Source organism: Anaerobacillus arseniciselenatis, from assembly GCF_001865995.1.
GTDB classification, from domain to species: domain Bacteria; phylum Bacillota; class Bacilli; order Bacillales; family Anaerobacillaceae; genus Anaerobacillus; species Anaerobacillus arseniciselenatis.
On the sequence record NZ_MLQQ01000026.1, the window covers coordinates 115107 to 133043 of the forward strand.

Genomic DNA, 17937 nt, shown 5'->3' on the forward strand with positions numbered 1-17937 from the left:
CTATCTGTTTAACTTTTGTTGAAAAATGAAATCTGTCTTATAACAAATGTTAGTAAACGCTTTATTTCAATGCGTGATGAATGTCACAGAAATGAAATAATTGAACATGTTATTCTTATAACAGTTCTAAAAAAATAATAGAGCTTGTAGTTAAAGTAATAGGTATTTTATTAAACAAGCATACTATTATTTTTCTTATAAACTAAACTGATTGTCGAATAATGTGAATTTTGTTAAAATTTCTATTAAATAAGTCAAATTTAACAATGGGGTTAAAAGAAAGCGATTACTTTTGTAAACGCGCTCATTGAATTTAGGGGGGGATATGGATGACTCGAAAGTTTTGTCCGGATGAATATCCGGTTACGCTTTTCATCGATGGAAATGAGCTGGCGACGTTCCAGTTAACAAAAGCCGATCTTGATGATTGGGCAATCGGGTATCTTTATTCAGAAGGGATAATAAATGGACCCAGCGACCTGAAAAGGTTAACTATAGATGAAGACCACGGCAGAATACTCGTTGAAATGAATAATGAGTTTGACGCTGAGGAGTTTTCGCAAAAACAAAAAACTTTTACTGCAGGTTGTGGAAAAGGAGTCACGTTCTTTTCAATGACTGATGTAAAAAAATTTCCAAAGATCACTACAAACAGAACCGTCAATCTATCTTATTTATTAAAAAAGCGTCATGAATTTGCACAAAATTCTCCGCTTTATTTAGAAACTGGTGGTATGCACGGTGCATGTATTGTTGATAGCGATGGAAATATTATTGTTCGCGAAGATATTGGTCGTCACAATGCAGTCGACAAAGTATTGGGATATGCGGTGCGTGAGGGGCTCGATCCGAAGAGTTTAATATTACTTACAACTGGAAGAGTCTCCTACGAAATGTTGTCAAAAGCTGCCCGTTTTGGGATCGGTTTAATTGGCACTAGAACAGCTGCAACAAAGCAAGCGGTTCAACTTGCAAATTTTTTGCAAATTGAAGTCGTCGGCTACATTCGGGGAAAAATGGCTACCGTCTATACATCACAAGGAAAAGTTTTAAATGATGTATCGAAGGTTGCTGGGGAACGACCTTAAAAAAGAGATTTTATAAGCGTTCTGTCTTTATATTTTTATTTTCTTGTTTGAAAGAATTAGAGAATTAGTCTTAGTTACGTAAATGAATCTTTTTTAAGGGTGTTGATGACCTAGTCATCAGACAAAATAGGGGGAGGAATAAATAATGTTTGATTTATCACGTAGACAGTTTTTAAAGCTGTCAGGTGCAACTGCAGCTACTGTAGCTGTTGTTGAATTAGGCTTCAATCCAAACGAAGCAAAGGCTCAAGCAAACGAGTATAAAATTGCTCGTGCATCAACTACACCGACAATTTGTCCTTATTGTTCAGTTGGTTGTGGTATTTTAGTACACGTCAATGAGGAGAAAAATGACGTTTTGTACACCGAAGGGGATCCAGATCATCCGATCAACAAAGGATCATTATGTAGTAAAGGTACGTCCATCCGTCAACTCTACACTTCAGATCGCCGTGTAGAAAAACCTTTATACCGTGCACCGGGAAGTAGTGAGTGGGTAGAAAAAGATTGGGATTGGACATTAAATAAAATTGCCGAAAAGATTAAAAAGACACGTGATGAAAGTTTTGTAGAAAGAGAGAATGGGATTACTGTAAACCGCACAGAAGCGATCGCTTCTTTAGGTGGAGCGGCTCTTGAAAATGAAGAATGTTACTTAATTGCAAAATTTATGAGAGGGTTAGGCGCAACGTTTATTGAGCATCAGGCTCGTATATGACACAGCTCTACGGTTGCCGGTCTGGCACCTACAGTTGGTCGTGGCGCAATGACAAACCATTGGAATGATATTCAGCATACTGATTGTGCTTTAATTATTGGGGCAAACCCAGCTGAAAATCATCCGATTAGTATGAAGTTTGTTCAGAAAGCAAAAGAGAGAGGCGCAACTGTTATTTCAGCGGATCCTCGCTATACGAGAACGTCTACACAAGCGCATATTTATGCACCTTTCCGTTCGGGAACGGATATTCCTTTAATTGGCGGACTGATCCATTATGCAATTGAAAACGATTTAATTCATAAAGAGTATGTGGTCAATTATACAAATGCTTCCTTCTTAGTTAACGAAGATTATCAATTCAATGATGGTATTTTCTCAGGCTATGATGAAAACAGTCGTAGTTATGATCAAAGTACTTGGACGTTCCAAACCGATGAGGATGGAAACATTTTAAAAGATGAAACGCTACAACACCCTCGATCTGTTTATCAATTAATGAAAGAGCACTATTCTCGTTATGATGTCGATACGGTTTGCTCAGTAACAGGTACACCGAAAGAAGATTTCTTAAAAATGGCTGAAGCCTTTTGTGCAACAGGTCAAGTAGGAAAATCAGGAACGATTATGTATGCGATGGGGACGACGCAACATACGGTTGGTTCGCAGAATGTTCGTGCTTATGGATTAATCCAGTTGTTATTAGGAAACATTGGGGTTCCTGGTGGTGGTGTAAATGCCATGCGCGGAGAATGTAACGTACAGGGATCGACTGATATGGCTTTACTTTTCCATATATTACCAGGTTATCTACCTGCACCAACTGGAACTGAACGTCATAAGGATCTTGCTTCATATAACAAAAATGAAACTCCACATGGTGGCTGGTGGAATAACCGACCTAAGTATTTAGTGAGCTTACTAAAAGCATGGTACGGGGATGCGGCTACAAAAGAAAATGACTTTTTATATGACTATTTACCGAAAAACTCTCGAAATAGCTCGCATATTTCATTGTTTGAGGCAATGTATGACGGTGACATTAAAGGAATGCTCGTATGGGGGCAGAATCCAATTGTCGGTGGACCAAACACGACAAAAGAGCAAAAAGCAATGGAAAACCTTGACTGGTTAGTGGCGATTGATCTTTGGGAAACCGAAACAGCTGCGTTCTGGAAGCAAAAAGCAGGAAGTAATCCAGAAAGTATTAATACGGAAGTATTCATGTTGCCAGCTTGTGGACCTTATGAAAAAGAAGGTGCAGTAACAAACTCAAGTCGTTGGAAGCAATTCCGTTGGAAGGCTCTTGAACCTAAAGGTGAAGCAAAGGCTGACGCATGGATTTGCCATAATTTAGCGAAACGTGTAAAGAAGCTTTATCAAGGTGATAATTCAACGAAAGGTAACATCATTAATGCACTTAACTGGAGCTTTGGTGACGGAGATTACCCGAGTAACGACCTCATTAACCGTGAAATTAATGGTTATGATTTAACAACTGGTAAAACGGTTCTCAACTTTACACAACTTCAAGATGACGGTACAACATCTTGTGGAAACTGGATTTATAGTGGTGTCTATCCTGATGCCGGACCAGATGAGGAGAAGAATAGAGCAAAAGATCGCGATAATAAGGATACTGGTATGGAAAACTATTTAAATTGGTCTTTTGCTTGGCCGCTAAACCGCCGTATTTTATATAATCGTGCGAGTGCAGATTTAAATGGTCAGCCATGGAGTGACGATAAAAAAGTGATTTGGTGGGATGGAGAAACTTGGGCTAACAGCTACGATGTACCAGACTTTGCGGCAGTAAAAGCACCAGGCACACCTGCAGAACCAGGAGCACCTGCACTAGCAGGGCATAGCGGAGATGATCCGTTTATCATGAATGCTCATGGACATGGGGGCTTATTTGCTCCAATGAATGATGGCCCATTCCCAGAGCACTATGAGCCGTACGAAAGTCCTGTACCGAATGCGTTCTCAAGCGTTGACTTAAACCCAGCAGTCGTTATTTGGACAGGTGATTATAACGAAAAAGGTGATCGCTCTCAATTCCCAATTGTTGTAACGACTTATCGCTTAACGGAACACTGGCAATCAGGTTCAATGACACGTAACCTTGAATGGCTTTCAGAATTACAAGGTCATATGTTCGTTGAACTGAGTGAAGAGTTAGCAGAAGAAAAAGGCATAAAAAATAAAGATAAAGTAGTTATTAGTTCGGCTCGTGGTGAAATCGAAGCGTATGCAATGGTAACAAAACGCTTTAAACCATACACAATTCGCGGTGAAAAAGTTCACCATATCGGAATGCCGTGGCATTGGGGCTATATGGGAATTACAACAGGAGCAATTGCGAATACGTTAACACCACATATTGGGGATGCAAACACAATGATTCCAGAATATAAAGCATTCCTCGGTGATGTAAGGAGGGCTGACTAATGACGACTAAATATGCAAAACTAGTTGATACGACACGTTGTAATGGTTGTCGCGCGTGTATGGTAGCGTGTAAAAACTGGAACGACCTTCCGGTGGATCCAGAAGAATTCAAGGGAAGTTATCAATCACATGATAAATGTGGTGCAAATACTTGGAACATGCTGACGTTCACCGAACACGTAGCTGAAGGTAACCGTTTTGAATGGTTATTCCGTCATACAGCATGCTTTCATTGTACTGATGCTGCTTGTGTTAAAGTATGTCCTGCAGATGCAATGCATTTTACTGAGTTTGGTACAGTTAATACAAACTACGATAAGTGTATTGGTTGTGGGTATTGTGTTCAAAACTGTCCATTTGGAATTGTAGAGTTGGAAACTCACACTGATGAAAATGGAACTGAGTATGAGTTAGCACAAAAATGTGTGATGTGTGTTGACAGATTACGTGAAGGTGATCAACCAGCTTGTGTTGAAATTTGTCATATGGATGCTTTAATTTATGGTGAGAAAGCCGATATGGAGGCTTTAGCTGAAGAGCGTTTAGCTGAAATTAAAGAGCGTTTTCCGAATGCCAATATTTATAACCCTGTCGGTGTTGAAGGTACACAAACATTTTATTTACTTGCAGAGCCACCGAGCGTGTACGGATTACCAGAAAATCCACGAGTACCACTTTCGGCAACTGTTTGGAAAGATTATGCACAACCACTAGGAAAAGCAATGCTAGGTGTAACAACGATGGCAGTTATTGGTGGTTATATTTCTAACAAACTATTTAATAAAGATGACCATGGTGCAGATGAGGGGGAAGAGAGTAATGAGTAGTCAACAACAAACGGTGAAACGTTTTAGTAAGCCTGTAATCATCGTTCACTGGATTAATGCAGTTGCTTTCCTGGCTCTCTATATTACCGGCCTACCACTTTATACGGACTTCTTTAGCTGGATGTATGGAGTGTTCGGTGGACCAGAAAACTTACGATTATTACACCGTATATTTGCAGTTGTATTTATCTTACCAGTGTTCATTATCTTAATTACTGATCCAAAAAGCTTCTTTCATTGGATCAAGCAAGCTTTCACATGGAGAAAAAGTGATTTTCAATTTTTCGCGAAATTTCCGAAAGAGTTTTTCGGAGGCCATGTGAAAGATATGCCAAAACAAGATTTCTATAATGCTGGTGAAAAATTAAATTCTATTATGCAAATTGTTTGTGCTGTTATCTTAATTGGTTCAGGGATTGTAATCTGGATGCCACATTTATTCTCAACAGGAATAATACAATGGGCATATCCGCTTCATAATATTGGATTTGGTTTAGCAGCAGCTGTTGTTGTCGGTCACGTGTTCTTAAGTTGTGGTCACCCTAACTCGAAAATTTCCATGCAAGGAATGACAAAAGGTGATGTTCCAGTAGATTATGCGAAAGATCATCACGGTAAATGGTATGATGAGTTAGTAGCAAAAGGTGAAATTAAAGAAGCTCCTAAAAAGAAAGACAAAGGTGCATAAGAATATCTTCTTAAAGCACTCATTATAGTGAAATTGCAAGGGAATGCTGTCCATTTCGGACAGCTATTCCTTTGTATTTATAAATAAATTTAGGAAAGTTGTCTAGCCAAGACACTCCACTGAATTTGCTACAGTGAAAGTTTTGCGACGAGTAATCGCAGGACCAAGGCGCTTGCGCTTTTCTTAAAATATGAATGTTTTTTGAACAAGCTATCGTATGTATCAGTTTTTAGGCTAATCGTGTTTTTTCTCACATGTTTTTATTAGTTAGGTTGATATACTAGTGGTAGTCATAAAGATTGAATTTTGAGTTATGGATTGTGAAAGAATTTAGACTTACAAAGTTTATAATTCAACATTCAACATTCAAGATTTATATAAAATTCGCTTTTAGTTAAATTTAAAATTGAGGTGACATAAATGAAATCATCCGTAATCTCCAAAGAATATTTAGCCTTACAGACAGATATTTCTAATTTACAAAAGGAATGGCAAAAGAAATTAGAAGCATCTACCATCATTGAAAAACAAACTTTAACCGAAAAACAAGTACCAGTAATTGCGCAAACAGAAGTGGTAATTAACTTAGAGCAATATAAAGAATGGGTTTTTGAGTTAGGAGATCTTTTAGTAGAAAAAGACCCTAAACTTATAAATGATATTAAAACAATAAAAGAGAGTCTGAATGATGGCGTAGTAAAGCGTTGGGCTGACGAAGTATTAGCTTTTAATCAACTATTTTTTGCAAAATACGCTGAAGAGGCGAATGTAGCCCAGTGGCTACCGTACCTTATCGCAGAACATGCGATTCGACCATTTTTACGTGTTGTATCTGAAGTATTTAAAGAAGATCTTTCAGCTTTGGAAACGAAAGGAAGTTGCCCTTGTTGCGGAGAGCCGATCCGCTTAGCAGTTCTTGAAGGGAAAGGATCAAAGATGATCGTTTGTCCACGCTGTGAAGCTAAATGGCAACAGAAACGTCTTCAATGTTCAAGTTGTGGTAACGAAGATCACAAAAAGTTAAGTTACTACACAGTTGAGGAAGACAAAAATTTACAAATCGAAGTTTGTGAAGAGTGTAATAGTTATATGAAAATCATCGATACTAGAAAGAAATATAAAAAACTAACACCTTTCTTATTAGACGTTAATAGTATTCATTTAGATATCATTGCTCAAGAAAAAGGCTTCGGCATACCGAAGGAAGAAGTTAGTAGTTAGTAGCTAGTTATGAGTTTTGAGTGAAGAGATATGAGTTAGTGAAAGCCTTGCTCCGTAGCTTTAATAATATCAAAGTTTGGGTAACTGATCTCTTACTTATAGTCTTCGAAGCATTTACCCACAAAAAACTCAAAACTCAAAACTCATCATTGAATAGGAGTGAAGCCATGGACGCTGGTGTAATTATTTTGGCGGGTGGTAAGTCTAGTCGCATGGGACAAAATAAAGCTCTATTACCGATTAATGGCCTTGCTAATATTGAAAGAATTAAAAATCAGTTAGCTAGCACTTTTGAAAATATCATCTTAGTGACTAATGATAAAGAGAAATATCGATTTTTAAACATTCCAACCGTCAGTGACAACTATCAAAATAAAGGTCCATTAGCGGGGATTGAAGCAGGGCTATCTGCCTCAAATAATGATGTAAATATCGTTGTTGCATGTGATATGCCTTTTGTTTCAGACGAGATAGCTCAATTTTTAGTTCAAGAAAGTGAAGGTTTTGACGCTGTTATTCCAGTCATTAACGGAAAGCAGCATCCGCTGTTTGCTGTATATAAAAAAACTGTATTATCGGAAGTAACAGAGTGTATACAGAGTGACCAATTGCGACTGAAACATTTACTACAACGAATGAAAGTAAATTATATTTCAGAAGAAAAACTATTAAACAAAGAAATTGATAATATTGAACAAGTTTTCTATAATATGAATCATCCTTCGGAATATGAAGAAGCAAAGAAGTTAGCTGAAAAATAGCATCTCTCAACAAAAAAGAGGGAGGGTGATCATTGATGCAATTTTTTAAAGTGAAAACGGTAGAAGAAACGTTTGCTCAAATTGAAGAGCTTGTCAAGGCGGTCAAGGAAACAGAGGTAATTCCGTTAGAAGAGGCGTTCCGTCGAGTTCTTGCGGAGGAGATTATTGCTACAGAGTCTATTCCGAGTTTTCCAAGATCAACCGTTGATGGCTATGCTGTCAAGGCGAAAGAAACGTTTGGATCTTCCGAGACGATGCCTGGATTTTTAAATGTCGCTGGTAGTGTCCAAATGGGGGAAGCTGCTACTGCTCCACTACAAAGTGGAGAGGCGATTTATGTCCCGACAGGTGGAATGATTCCACCGCAAAGTGATAGCGTTATCATGATTGAGCACTGTGAAGATTTGAATGGTTTATTGAATACGTACAAACAAGTGGCTCCAGGTGAAAACATTATTCAAATTGGTGAAGATGTACGCGTTGGTGAAGTGTTGATTGAAAATGGGACAAAGCTTCGCCCGCAAGAACTAGGTGCTATTGCAGCTATTGGTAAAACTCATGTTACTGTTTTTAAGCAATTGACGGTCGGTTATTTGTCAAGTGGTGATGAAATTGTTCCTTATACAACTGAATATTTAGAAATAGGCCAAGTTAGAGATGTAAACGCACTTACGATTACAAGCCTTGTGCAAGAGTGGGGCGCAAAGGCGGTTTACGCTGGAATTGTTACTGATGATTATGATGAATATCAAAAGCGTGCAAAGGAATTATTTGAACAAGTTGATTGTCTTGTTTTATCAGGGGGAAGTTCAGTAGGGGCGAAAGATTTTACGACACAAGTGATTGAATCTCTTGGTGAGCCTGGTGTCTTTATTCATGGTGTGTCGATCAAGCCAGGAAAACCGACAATTTTATCAATGGCAAATGAGAAACCAGTGATTGGGTTACCTGGCCATCCGGCTAGCGCAATGATAATATTCTCCTTATTTGGAGAGAAAATTGTTCAAAAATTAAGTGGTGAAGCTTCTCGTAACAAGTTAGATCGAGTGCAAGTTCGTTTAATGAAAAACATCCATTCTTCAATGGGGAGAACGGACTATGTTCGAGTGAAATTGCTAGAAAGAGACGGCGAGTGGTGGGCCGAACCTATTATCGGAAAGTCAGGCTTAATTTCCACACTTGTTCAAAGTGATGCAATGGTAGAAATTGAAGCTGAAAATGAAGGTGCAAGACAAGGTGATCTTGTACCAGCGATTTTGTTACGTTAGGAGGAGCCAATACGTGAGTCAAATACAAACAAACCGAAAAGTATATTTACAAGATAAACCGAGACATGTAGCCAGGGAAGAGTTTATTAATAACGTAACGTTAACTCCTGAAATCGAAAACATTCGTACGAATAAGGCTCTAGGTAGAGTAACAGCTTTACCTATTTTTGCTAATATTTCTACACCTCATTATCACGCGTCTGCGATGGATGGGATTGCTGTTCGTGCTGAAAATACGTATGAGGCACATGAACAACGTCCGCTCCATTTGAAAAAAGACAGCGATTTTAAATATGTTGATACAGGAAACCCGATCCCTAATGAGTTTAATGCGGTTATTATCGTCGAGGAACTTCAGGAAATTGATGCTGAAACGGTTGAAATTATTGTTCCGGCAACACCGTGGCAAAACATTCGTCCTGTCGGTGAAGATGTTGTTTGTGGCGAAATGATTTTACCTCAAGGCCATACGTTAAGACCTGCTGATTTAGGAGCGTTACTCGCAGGTGGCGTCCAAGAGCTTCCTGTTGTAAAAAAACCGAAAGTAGCGATTTTACCGACGGGAAATGAGCTTAGACAACCAGGTGCTCCCCTCGAACCAGGGAATATTATTGAGTTTAACGGGACAGTATTTGCTGGTTTTGTAGAAGAGTGGGGAGGAGACCCATTACTTTCTGATATTACTGTTGATGACCCAGATCATATTCGAACGGCGATTGAAAAAGGTGCCGAAGAAGCCGACGTAATTATTATTAATGCAGGTTCATCTGCTGGTTCAAAAGATTACACATACCATGTCATTAATGAACTAGGTGAAGTTTATACGCACGGAATTGCAACTCGGCCAGGGAAGCCCGTGATTTTGGGAGAAGTGAAAGGAAAACCGATTATCGGAGTTCCGGGATATCCAGTTTCTGCATATTTAGCGCTAGAGTGGTTCCTCCGCCCTCTTCTTTATCATTATCAAGGCATTCAAGAACCGGAGCGGGAAACGTTGAAAGTACGTCTCGGGCGTAGAGTTGTTTCAAATATGGGCGCAGAAGATTTTGTTCGCATGAACGTCGGTTATGTTAACGGTGAATTTATCGCTAATCCTTTAACACGAGCAGCAGGTGTGACGATGTCGATGGTTCGAGCTGATGGTGTTCTAGTCGTACCGCCGGATAGTTTAGGATTAGAACAAGGCGAAGAAGTGGAAGTTGAGCTTTATAAACCGGTCGACGCACTAAAAAAAGCGGTTTTATTTACTGGGAGTCATGATTTAACAATCGACATCGTTTCTTCGTTATTAAGAAGACGAGACGTGAACCGCCAAGTCATTTCTTCACATGTTGGTAGTTTGGCTGGACTAATGGCCATTAGAAAAGGTGAAGCTCATGTGACTGGAGTTCACCTTCTAGATCCTGAGACAGAAACGTATAATGTACCATACATCGAAAAATATTTAGCAGGACAACAAGTGGTGCACATTCCGTTTTTAAAAAGAGAGCAAGGTTGGATCGTTCCGAAAGGAAACCCACTTTCGATTAATAAGATTGATGACATTGTTGAGAAAGGAGGGGCCTACGTAAACCGGCAACGTGGAGCTGGAACACGTATTTTATTTGACTCACTACTCAAACAACATTCGTTAACCTCAGAGCAAATTCAAGGTTACGAAAGAGAAATGTTTTCGCACTTAAGTGTTGCTGCTGAAGTAAAAGAAAAAGAAAATAGTGTTGGTTTAGGGGTTTATTCTGCTGCACAAACAATGGGGCTTGATTTTATTCCTGTTGCTGACGAAAATTATGACTTAGTCATGACAAATAGCTTTTATGAAAGTGATGCAGGTCAACAGTTAATGGAAGTGATCCGTTCAACTGAATTTAAGCAACAAGTCGAACGTTTAGGTGGTTATAAAGTAGTTGAAGCGATAAAGCCTAATTTTTTTAATGAGTGAATTTCATAATTACCAAAGATGAGCCATATCACGCAATATATAGTTTGCGAATGGCTTTGGCGTAACTATATATTGCTCTTAGTGGGCGAGAATAATGAATTATGAAATTCGTTGAATCAATAAGGTAATTTAAATATTTTTGTTTGATCAAAAGTCTAAGAAAGAACAATTGATGTTAATCAAGCATCGTAAGGGGGAGAATGTATGTTAAGTAATATTGGAATTCCAGGTTTAGTTTTAATCTTAGTTATTGCCTTAGTAATTTTCGGACCGAAAAAGCTTCCAGAAATCGGTAGAGCGATGGGGCAAACGTTAAAAGAATTTAAAAAATCTACAAAAGAATTAACGAATGAATTTGAGGATGACGACAAAAAGTCAACAAATGAAGCAAAAACGGAAGAAAAAAAGGATGTATAACTAGCTTAAGTAAGGCAAGTGAGAAATCATTTGCCTTACTGTTTTTGTATTAGTGGAAAGCATTCACTTATTGAAGGGCTGGACTGTCCAAAAATAAACACCGTTAGACAGCAAAAAGAAACTGATAATAAATCAAAATTAGAATGGTTAATCTTCGGTCATTAGGCAAAGTAGGGAGGACACTATGACTAATGTTTTTGTTTACATATTTTGTTGGTTATTAGAACATCTTTCTACAAAGGAATTCTCAAAATAATAGGAGGTTAAGTTTGTGTTTAGTAGATTAAAATTAGCAACAAAAATAAACTTACTTGTTTTAAGTTTTATAATATTACTCGCTGTTGTTATGAGTGCAGTAGTATTAAAACAAGTTGAAAGTGCTGCCGAGCAAGCCGCGATGGAAAAAGTAAGAACCGATTTACCGTTAGGTTATGAGTACATAGATGCGAAATACCCCGGAGATTGGTCAACTAAAGGTGGAGACCTATATAAAGGGGAAGAGAAAATTTCAGATAATTTTGACTTAGTAGATGAAATTGCAGCACTGACGAACGGAACGGTAACGATCTTTTTAGCAGATACTCGTGTTGCGACCAATGTTATCGTAGATGGTCAAAGAGCTGTAGGGACCCAAGTGTCGGAAGAAATAGCCAATGCAGTTTTAGTTGGTGGACAAACTTATTATGGTGTAGCGGATGTTGTTGGAAATACATACCAAACAGGTTATATGCCAATCCTTGATGCAAGTGGTGAGACGATCGGAATTTGGTATGTTGGAGCATCACAAAGTTTTATTGATGAAACGATACAAGAAACGATGACAATCTTTTTAATTATTTTAATTGTTGCTATTATAGTGATTATTTCTACTTTAATTTGGTATTCAAGAAGAATGTCCAAGCGTTTAAGAAAAGTTTCTGAAGTGATGACGGCTGCTGGTAACGGAGATTTTACAAAGGAAATTAAGAAAGATTCCGAAGATGAAATTGGTCAGCTAGTTCATAGTTTTGAAGAGATGAAAAATAATTTAAATAAATTAATCAATGGCGTTATTAATACTTCAAACGATGTTGCAAGTTCGTCAAATATTTTAACCCACAATTCTGAGCAAACTTCAAAGGCGACTGAACAAATAGCAAATGCCATCCAAGAAGTAACATTCGGAACTGAGAAACAAATGGAAAACACGAATTCGGTAGCAGCAATTGCTGGAGAGATTTCAGTTGGCATGAACCAAATTACGACGAACATCCAAAGCGTCACTGATGCTTCTGTTGAAATGAGCAATTCAGCTACTCAAGGAAATGAAGTTGTAAAGCAAGCGGTGCAACAAATGAACTTAATCAATACTAAAACAGAAGATTCTTCTAAAGTTGTCGGGCATTTAAGCTCTAAAACAAATGAAATAAATCAGATTATTAGTTTAATAACTGAAGTCGCCGATCAAACGAATTTATTAGCGCTAAATGCAGCTATTGAAGCAGCTCGTGCCGGAGAGCAAGGAAAAGGTTTTGCTGTTGTCGCCGATGAGGTAAGAAAGCTAGCGGAACAATCGGGCAAGTCTGCTCAACAAATTAGTAGTTTAATTATCGAAATTCAAGAAGAAGCAACTAAAGCAGTTGACTCGATGAATGATAGTAGTGGAGCAGTAAAAGAAGGTATTACAATTATTCATGATGCTGGGGAAGCCTTTGGAACAATTACAAGTTCGGTAAACGGAGTATCTTCTCAGCTTGAAGAAGTGGCCGCCGGTGTTGAAGAAGTAACTGCTGGTGTTGAAGATATGGTTTCAATGACGACGAAAGTAAAAGAAATTACCGAACAATCTGCGGAATATATGCAAAATGTTGCTGCGTCTACAGAGGAACAAACTGCATCGATGCAAGAGGTTGCTGCTAGTGCAGTAAAGCTTACGAATATTTCAGAAGAGCTCCGTCAGTCAGTCAAAGTATTTAAAGTGTAATCATGCTTTACCTCTAGCCTAAAGTGAATGAGGGTGTCCCATAAGGGTCAGCACGCGAAAGACAATAAATATAGACGTACTAATTAGACGTTCGTCTGTAATTAATGCTTGCAGTGTTTGACACTTTTGATGGGACACCCTCATTTTTTTACAAATTGCTTAAAATTTCTTATATTTTCTCAACATTAACGGCTTGTGGACCTCGGTTACCTTGTTCAACCTCAAAGCTAACACTTTGCCCTTCATCTAATGATTTGAAACCATCACCTTGAATTGCAGAAAAATGAACAAAGACATCATCTTCCCCTTCAACTTCAATAAATCCAAATCCTTTTTCTGCATTAAACCATTTTACTTTACCTTGCATTAAAAAATTCCTCCTAAATCATATCTTAATATTTCCATCTATCGTATTTATTCTTAAGTCATTCTTACGTGCTATTAAGCACAATACGAATTCATAACCGAGTATAAATGATAAATGGTCATTGATAATTTATCCTAAAGCTCAGGAAAATATTCACTTGTTTTTTAGTTGGATAGTTGGATAGTTGGTTGGAAAGTTTGAAAAAAAACTCCCAACATCTACATACATAATAATTGATGATGGAATGAAGTCATGAACTTTTGTAAGAAAAAAGAACGAGTGATTTCCTGAACAAGCCTCTAAAATTCGCTAGAAGTTTACAGCGAAGTGAAGGAAATCGCTCGTTCTTTTACATAGTAGGTGGTGACGGTAAATCGTCATGAGTGTTTTGTATGTAAAAAGCAATTTTATTTATAATTTAACCTTCTAGAATAGATTTTTTCTTTTCTAAAATAATAAGAGTAAGAATTTTGAGTGAGGAAATAGGTGAAGGCTCGCACTTACAAATTGAAGTTAATGCAACTTTAATTGAGTGAATTTCATAATTACCTAAAATGAGCCATATCAAGCTATATGTAGTTCCGGGCGGTTTAACGCAACTACATATAGATACTTAATGGCGACAATATTGAATTATGAAATTCATTAAATTATTTTTTTAATGAAATTTTCTAAAGAGGGGCGAGTTTTTTTATGGAAAAAAAGCAAACGTGGGAACTTGTGTCGATAGCGTCTATTCCTTTAGTCATGACTCTTGGGAATTCCATGTTGATTCCGGTACTTCCGACGATTGAAAAAAAACTTGGTATAACTGCTTTACAAAGTAGCTTAATTATTACGGTGTACTCAGTTGTCGCAATTATTTTAATTCCTATTGCAGGATATTTATCGGATCAGTACGGAAGAAAAGTAATAATAATTCCGAGTTTAATTATTGCAGCGATAGGTGGATTAATTTCAGGCTGGGCGTCATGGCAAGTTAAAGATCCATACAATTTAATTATAATTGGGCGGTTGCTCCAAGGTGTTGGTGCTGCAGGTGCCGCTCCAATTGTTATGCCTTTAGTAGGTGATCTTTTTCAAGATGAAAGTGATGTCAGTAATGGGTTAGGTGTCATTGAAACGTCAAATACGTTTGGGAAAGTGTTAAGTCCGATATTAGGTGCGGCATTAGCGGCAATGGTTTGGTTTATGCCTTTTTTTGCATTTCCTGTTTTTTGTTTAATTTCGATATTAATGATGAACTTTTTAGTTTCAACACCACCATTGTCAACAACACCACCGAAATTAGATGCTTTTATTAGGTCATTAAAATATATTTGTAAAAACGAAGGTCGTTGGTTGTATGCTGTTTTTGCCATTGGCTGTATTTGTATGTTTGTCCTTTTCGGTGTCTTATTTTATTTGTCAACAATGCTCGAAGAACAACATAATATTGATGGGATTAAGAAGGGGATTATTCTTGCGATCCCGTTAGCAGCTCTTTGTTTTTCATCGTTCATAACGGGGAAAGCAATAGGGAAAGAAAAGCAAAAAATGAAAATAGTAACAACCGTTGGCTTAATCATTTTAACGATAGCCAACTTTTCCGTTGCCTTTACAAAAGATATATACGTTTTACTTACCGCGATGTTTGCTTCTGGTTTAGGAATTGGCTTTGCCTTACCTAGTTTAGATGCTTTAGTAACTGAAGGTATTGAGAAGGCGCAACGAGGGACGGTCACTTCTGTCTACAGTAGTATGCGTTTTGTTGGGGTTGCTCTTGGCCCACCGGTTGTTGCTGTGTTAATGAAAGCTTCACATTTCACCTTATTTGCTGTAATTACTTTTGTAAGTTTGGTGTCGGTTTTAATTACCGTTAGTTTTATTAAACCTTCAGAAGACGAATGAATAACTTTAAATTTAAATATGCAATGTACTTGCGTTTTTTCTACTAATGGTGTGTATAATAGAAAAAAATATAAGGGAGATAGGAGTGTCATTTGTTCTGTTGCAAACTAAAAATTATACGTTTTTTGATTTTTATAATAATAAAGTTGAATTGTCATTTGAAAAAGATTATTTCTCGAAACAGCCTAAACATGTCTGGGTGATTTGTAAATATAAAGAAGAGTGGCTCTTGACCCGTCACGAAGATCGCGGCATTGAATTTCCTGGGGGGAAAGTTGAAGAGAGAGAAACCGCAGATGAAGCCGCTGTTCGTGAAGTGTACGAGGAGACCGGAGGCATCGTCGAAAACCTTGTGAAAATTGGTCAGTATAAAGTTACCGCAAGAAACGATGTTGTTATAAAAAATATTTACTTTGCGAAAATCTCAACGTTAAAAGAAAAAGATCATTATTTTGAAACCGCTGGACCTGTTTTGTTAAAAACACTTCCTAATGAGATAAAGCAAGATAAACAATATAGTTTTATTATGAAAGATGGTGTTCTTACCAATAGTTTACAATGGTTAGAAAGGCACCGAGAAGAACTAAGTATTTAAAACTTAAAAAAGCTCGGAAATGGTTTAAGGGTTATAAAATAAACTCCCACCTCAACGCGTAGCGTAGGTGGGAATTTAATCAGATGGAGTCGGGACTCCATCTGATATCTCGATGTTTCAGCTTGCTGAAACGAGTTCGCTTTACTGTAGTTGTTTCATTAGTTTCCGCTCTAGTAACTCTACGCCTTGATACATAACTGTTGCAAGGACGGCAATAACTAACAAACTCAAAATGACAAGGTTGAAGTTAAATACTTGGAAACCATAAATAATCATATATCCGAGTCCTTGTTTAGAAACGAGAAATTCCCCTACAATGACACCTACCCAAGACAGACCGACGTTAACTTTTAATGTTGAGATGATCGTCGGTAATGTCGCAGGTAAAACGACGGAAGTAAAAGATTGTGGTTTCGTCGCACCGAACGTCTGAACAACCTTTAAATAGTTTTCATCGACATTTTTAAAAGCATTGTATACGACGAGTGTCGTAATAATAACTGATATCAATGCCCCCATCGCTATAATCGACGAGTACCCTGGTCCTAGGCCGACGATTAATATGGGTCCTAAAGCAATTTTAGGCATCGAGTTTAAAACTACAAGGTAAGGATCTAAAACCCTTGATAAAAACGGCGACCACCACAAAATGGCTGCGATAAATGTTCCGATGACCGTTCCTAATATAAATCCTGCGATCGTTTCAAATAAAGTGACTGATGCGTGAGTAAGTAAGCTACCATCTTGGATTTTTTCTAAAAATAAATTCCATACCCTCGAAGGCATACTAAACAATAGTGGATCTATCCAACGCATTCTTGAGGCAATCTCCCAGGATGCGAAGAAAAAGATTAAAATACTTAATTGGCAAATAATAATTTTAATTTTTTCGATACGTTTTTTATGCTTATACTGTTCATGAAGCTCAGATATTTTCTTCTTCAAGGCTCTCCAACTCCTTCCATATATGTTGAAAGAGCTTATTGTATTCACTATGGTTGCGCGCTTTAAATGGTGCTAATTGACGTAAGACTTCAGGTACGTCAAAAACTTGGTGAATTGTTCCCGGGCGAGCTGAAAGTAAAATAATTCGATCAGACATCGCGATCGCTTCCCCAATATCATGAGTCACTAAAATCGCTGTTTTCTTTTGTTCTTTAAGCGTTAATGAAACGAGGTCTTCTAACTTTAATTTCGTTTGATAGTCTAAAGCAGAAAACGGCTCATCTAATAAAAGTAGTGAAGGTTCCGTAGCTAACATGCGAACGAGAGCGACACGCTGTCGCATTCCACCGGACAGTTGACTCGGATAATCTCTCCTTTTATCTAAAAGCCCCATTTTATCTAATAAAGATAAGGCGTTCTCTCTTGTAGTTTCATTTAGTTTTTTCATCGTTTTTAAACCGAGTGTAATATTTTGTTCAATCGTAAGCCATGGAAATAAATAATCTTGTTGAAGCATATAACCGGTTTTCGGTGATGGACGCAATATTTGCTGCCCCTCAATATTAATCTCTCCGTTTGTCGGTTGGAAAAGGCCGGCAATCAATGATAGCAATGTCGTTTTACCACATCCACTTGGCCCAATTAATGAAACAAATTCCCCATCTTCAATAGAGAGTGAAATATCTTTGAGGGCGGTTGTTGCAGCTTTTTTAGTAAAAAATGTTTTATCGACATTATTAATTTTTACGATAGACACAGCAAAACCCTCCCTTTTATTAGTAGTTTTGAGTTAAGAGTG

At 37.7% G+C, this 17937-nt stretch carries 15 protein-coding genes; 12 read left to right on the forward strand and 3 right to left on the reverse strand.

Annotation, left to right across the window (positions count from 1 at the left end; genetic code table 11):
• The first annotated feature begins 329 nt into the window (after positions 1-329).
• The 10 genes from fdhD (at position 330) to BKP35_RS11965 (ending at position 13341) form a co-directional block, all read left to right on the forward strand.
• Complete coding sequence (fdhD, locus tag BKP35_RS11915; RefSeq protein WP_071313570.1) at positions 330-1088, forward strand: formate dehydrogenase accessory sulfurtransferase FdhD; 759 nt, start codon at positions 330-332, stop codon at positions 1086-1088.
• Between the two features lie 145 nt (positions 1089-1233).
• Positions 1234-4257 (forward strand): formate dehydrogenase-N subunit alpha, encoded by a 3024-nt coding sequence (gene fdnG / locus BKP35_RS11925; protein WP_084031622.1) that lies wholly within the window; start codon positions 1234-1236, stop codon positions 4255-4257.
• Positions 4257-5084, forward strand: coding sequence for a 4Fe-4S dicluster domain-containing protein (locus tag BKP35_RS11930; RefSeq protein WP_071313573.1), 828 nt, complete (start codon positions 4257-4259; stop codon positions 5082-5084). The genes fdnG and BKP35_RS11930 overlap by 1 nt, the downstream gene beginning before the upstream one ends.
• Positions 5077-5772, forward strand: a complete 696-nt coding sequence (locus BKP35_RS11935; RefSeq protein WP_071313574.1) for a formate dehydrogenase subunit gamma — start codon at positions 5077-5079, stop codon at positions 5770-5772. Before BKP35_RS11930 ends, BKP35_RS11935 begins: the two co-directional genes overlap by 8 nt.
• Positions 5773-6192: 420 nt before the next feature.
• Positions 6193-6993: a formate dehydrogenase accessory protein FdhE gene (locus BKP35_RS11940; RefSeq protein WP_071313575.1), complete on the forward strand. Its 801-nt coding sequence runs from the start codon at positions 6193-6195 to the stop codon at positions 6991-6993.
• A gap of 167 nt (positions 6994-7160) precedes the next feature.
• On the forward strand, positions 7161-7754 hold the full coding sequence (gene mobA / locus BKP35_RS11945) for a molybdenum cofactor guanylyltransferase (RefSeq protein WP_071313576.1): 594 nt from the start codon (positions 7161-7163) through the stop codon (positions 7752-7754).
• A 35-nt stretch (positions 7755-7789) separates the two neighbouring features.
• Positions 7790-9022 (forward strand): molybdopterin molybdotransferase MoeA, encoded by a 1233-nt coding sequence (locus BKP35_RS11950; RefSeq protein ID WP_071313577.1) that lies wholly within the window; start codon positions 7790-7792, stop codon positions 9020-9022.
• A 13-nt stretch (positions 9023-9035) separates the two neighbouring features.
• Positions 9036-10961, forward strand: a complete 1926-nt coding sequence (locus tag BKP35_RS11955; RefSeq protein WP_071313578.1) for a molybdopterin biosynthesis protein — start codon at positions 9036-9038, stop codon at positions 10959-10961.
• Between the two features lie 204 nt (positions 10962-11165).
• Complete coding sequence (locus tag BKP35_RS11960; RefSeq protein WP_071313579.1) at positions 11166-11378, forward strand: twin-arginine translocase TatA/TatE family subunit; 213 nt, start codon at positions 11166-11168, stop codon at positions 11376-11378.
• 271 nt (positions 11379-11649) lie between these two features.
• Positions 11650-13341 (forward strand): methyl-accepting chemotaxis protein, encoded by a 1692-nt coding sequence (locus tag BKP35_RS11965; protein WP_071313580.1) that lies wholly within the window; start codon positions 11650-11652, stop codon positions 13339-13341.
• 169 nt (positions 13342-13510) lie between these two features.
• On the opposite strand, the gene BKP35_RS11970 is transcribed toward BKP35_RS11965, so the two are convergent.
• Complete coding sequence (locus tag BKP35_RS11970; protein WP_071313581.1) at positions 13511-13708, reverse strand: cold-shock protein; 198 nt, start codon at positions 13706-13708, stop codon at positions 13511-13513.
• A 693-nt stretch (positions 13709-14401) separates the two neighbouring features.
• On the opposite strand from BKP35_RS11970, the gene BKP35_RS11975 reads away from it, so the two are divergent.
• On the forward strand, positions 14402-15598 hold the full coding sequence (locus BKP35_RS11975) for a bacillibactin exporter BcbE (protein WP_071313582.1): 1197 nt from the start codon (positions 14402-14404) through the stop codon (positions 15596-15598).
• A gap of 100 nt (positions 15599-15698) precedes the next feature.
• On the forward strand, positions 15699-16193 hold the full coding sequence (gene ytkD, locus BKP35_RS11980; RefSeq protein WP_071313583.1) for an RNA deprotection pyrophosphohydrolase: 495 nt from the start codon (positions 15699-15701) through the stop codon (positions 16191-16193).
• A 141-nt stretch (positions 16194-16334) separates the two neighbouring features.
• Here the strand turns inward: ytkD and BKP35_RS11985 are convergent, their stop codons facing one another.
• Together BKP35_RS11985 and BKP35_RS11990 are read right to left on the reverse strand one after the other, a co-directional pair.
• Positions 16335-17138 carry an ABC transporter permease gene (locus BKP35_RS11985; protein WP_084031625.1) on the reverse strand — a complete coding sequence of 268 codons (804 nt, stop codon included), beginning with the start codon at positions 17136-17138 and terminating at the stop codon, positions 16335-16337.
• Positions 17119-17895, reverse strand: coding sequence for an ABC transporter ATP-binding protein (locus tag BKP35_RS11990; RefSeq protein ID WP_071313584.1), 777 nt, complete (start codon positions 17893-17895; stop codon positions 17119-17121). The genes BKP35_RS11985 and BKP35_RS11990 overlap by 20 nt, the downstream gene beginning before the upstream one ends.
• Positions 17896-17937: the final 42 nt, after the last annotated feature.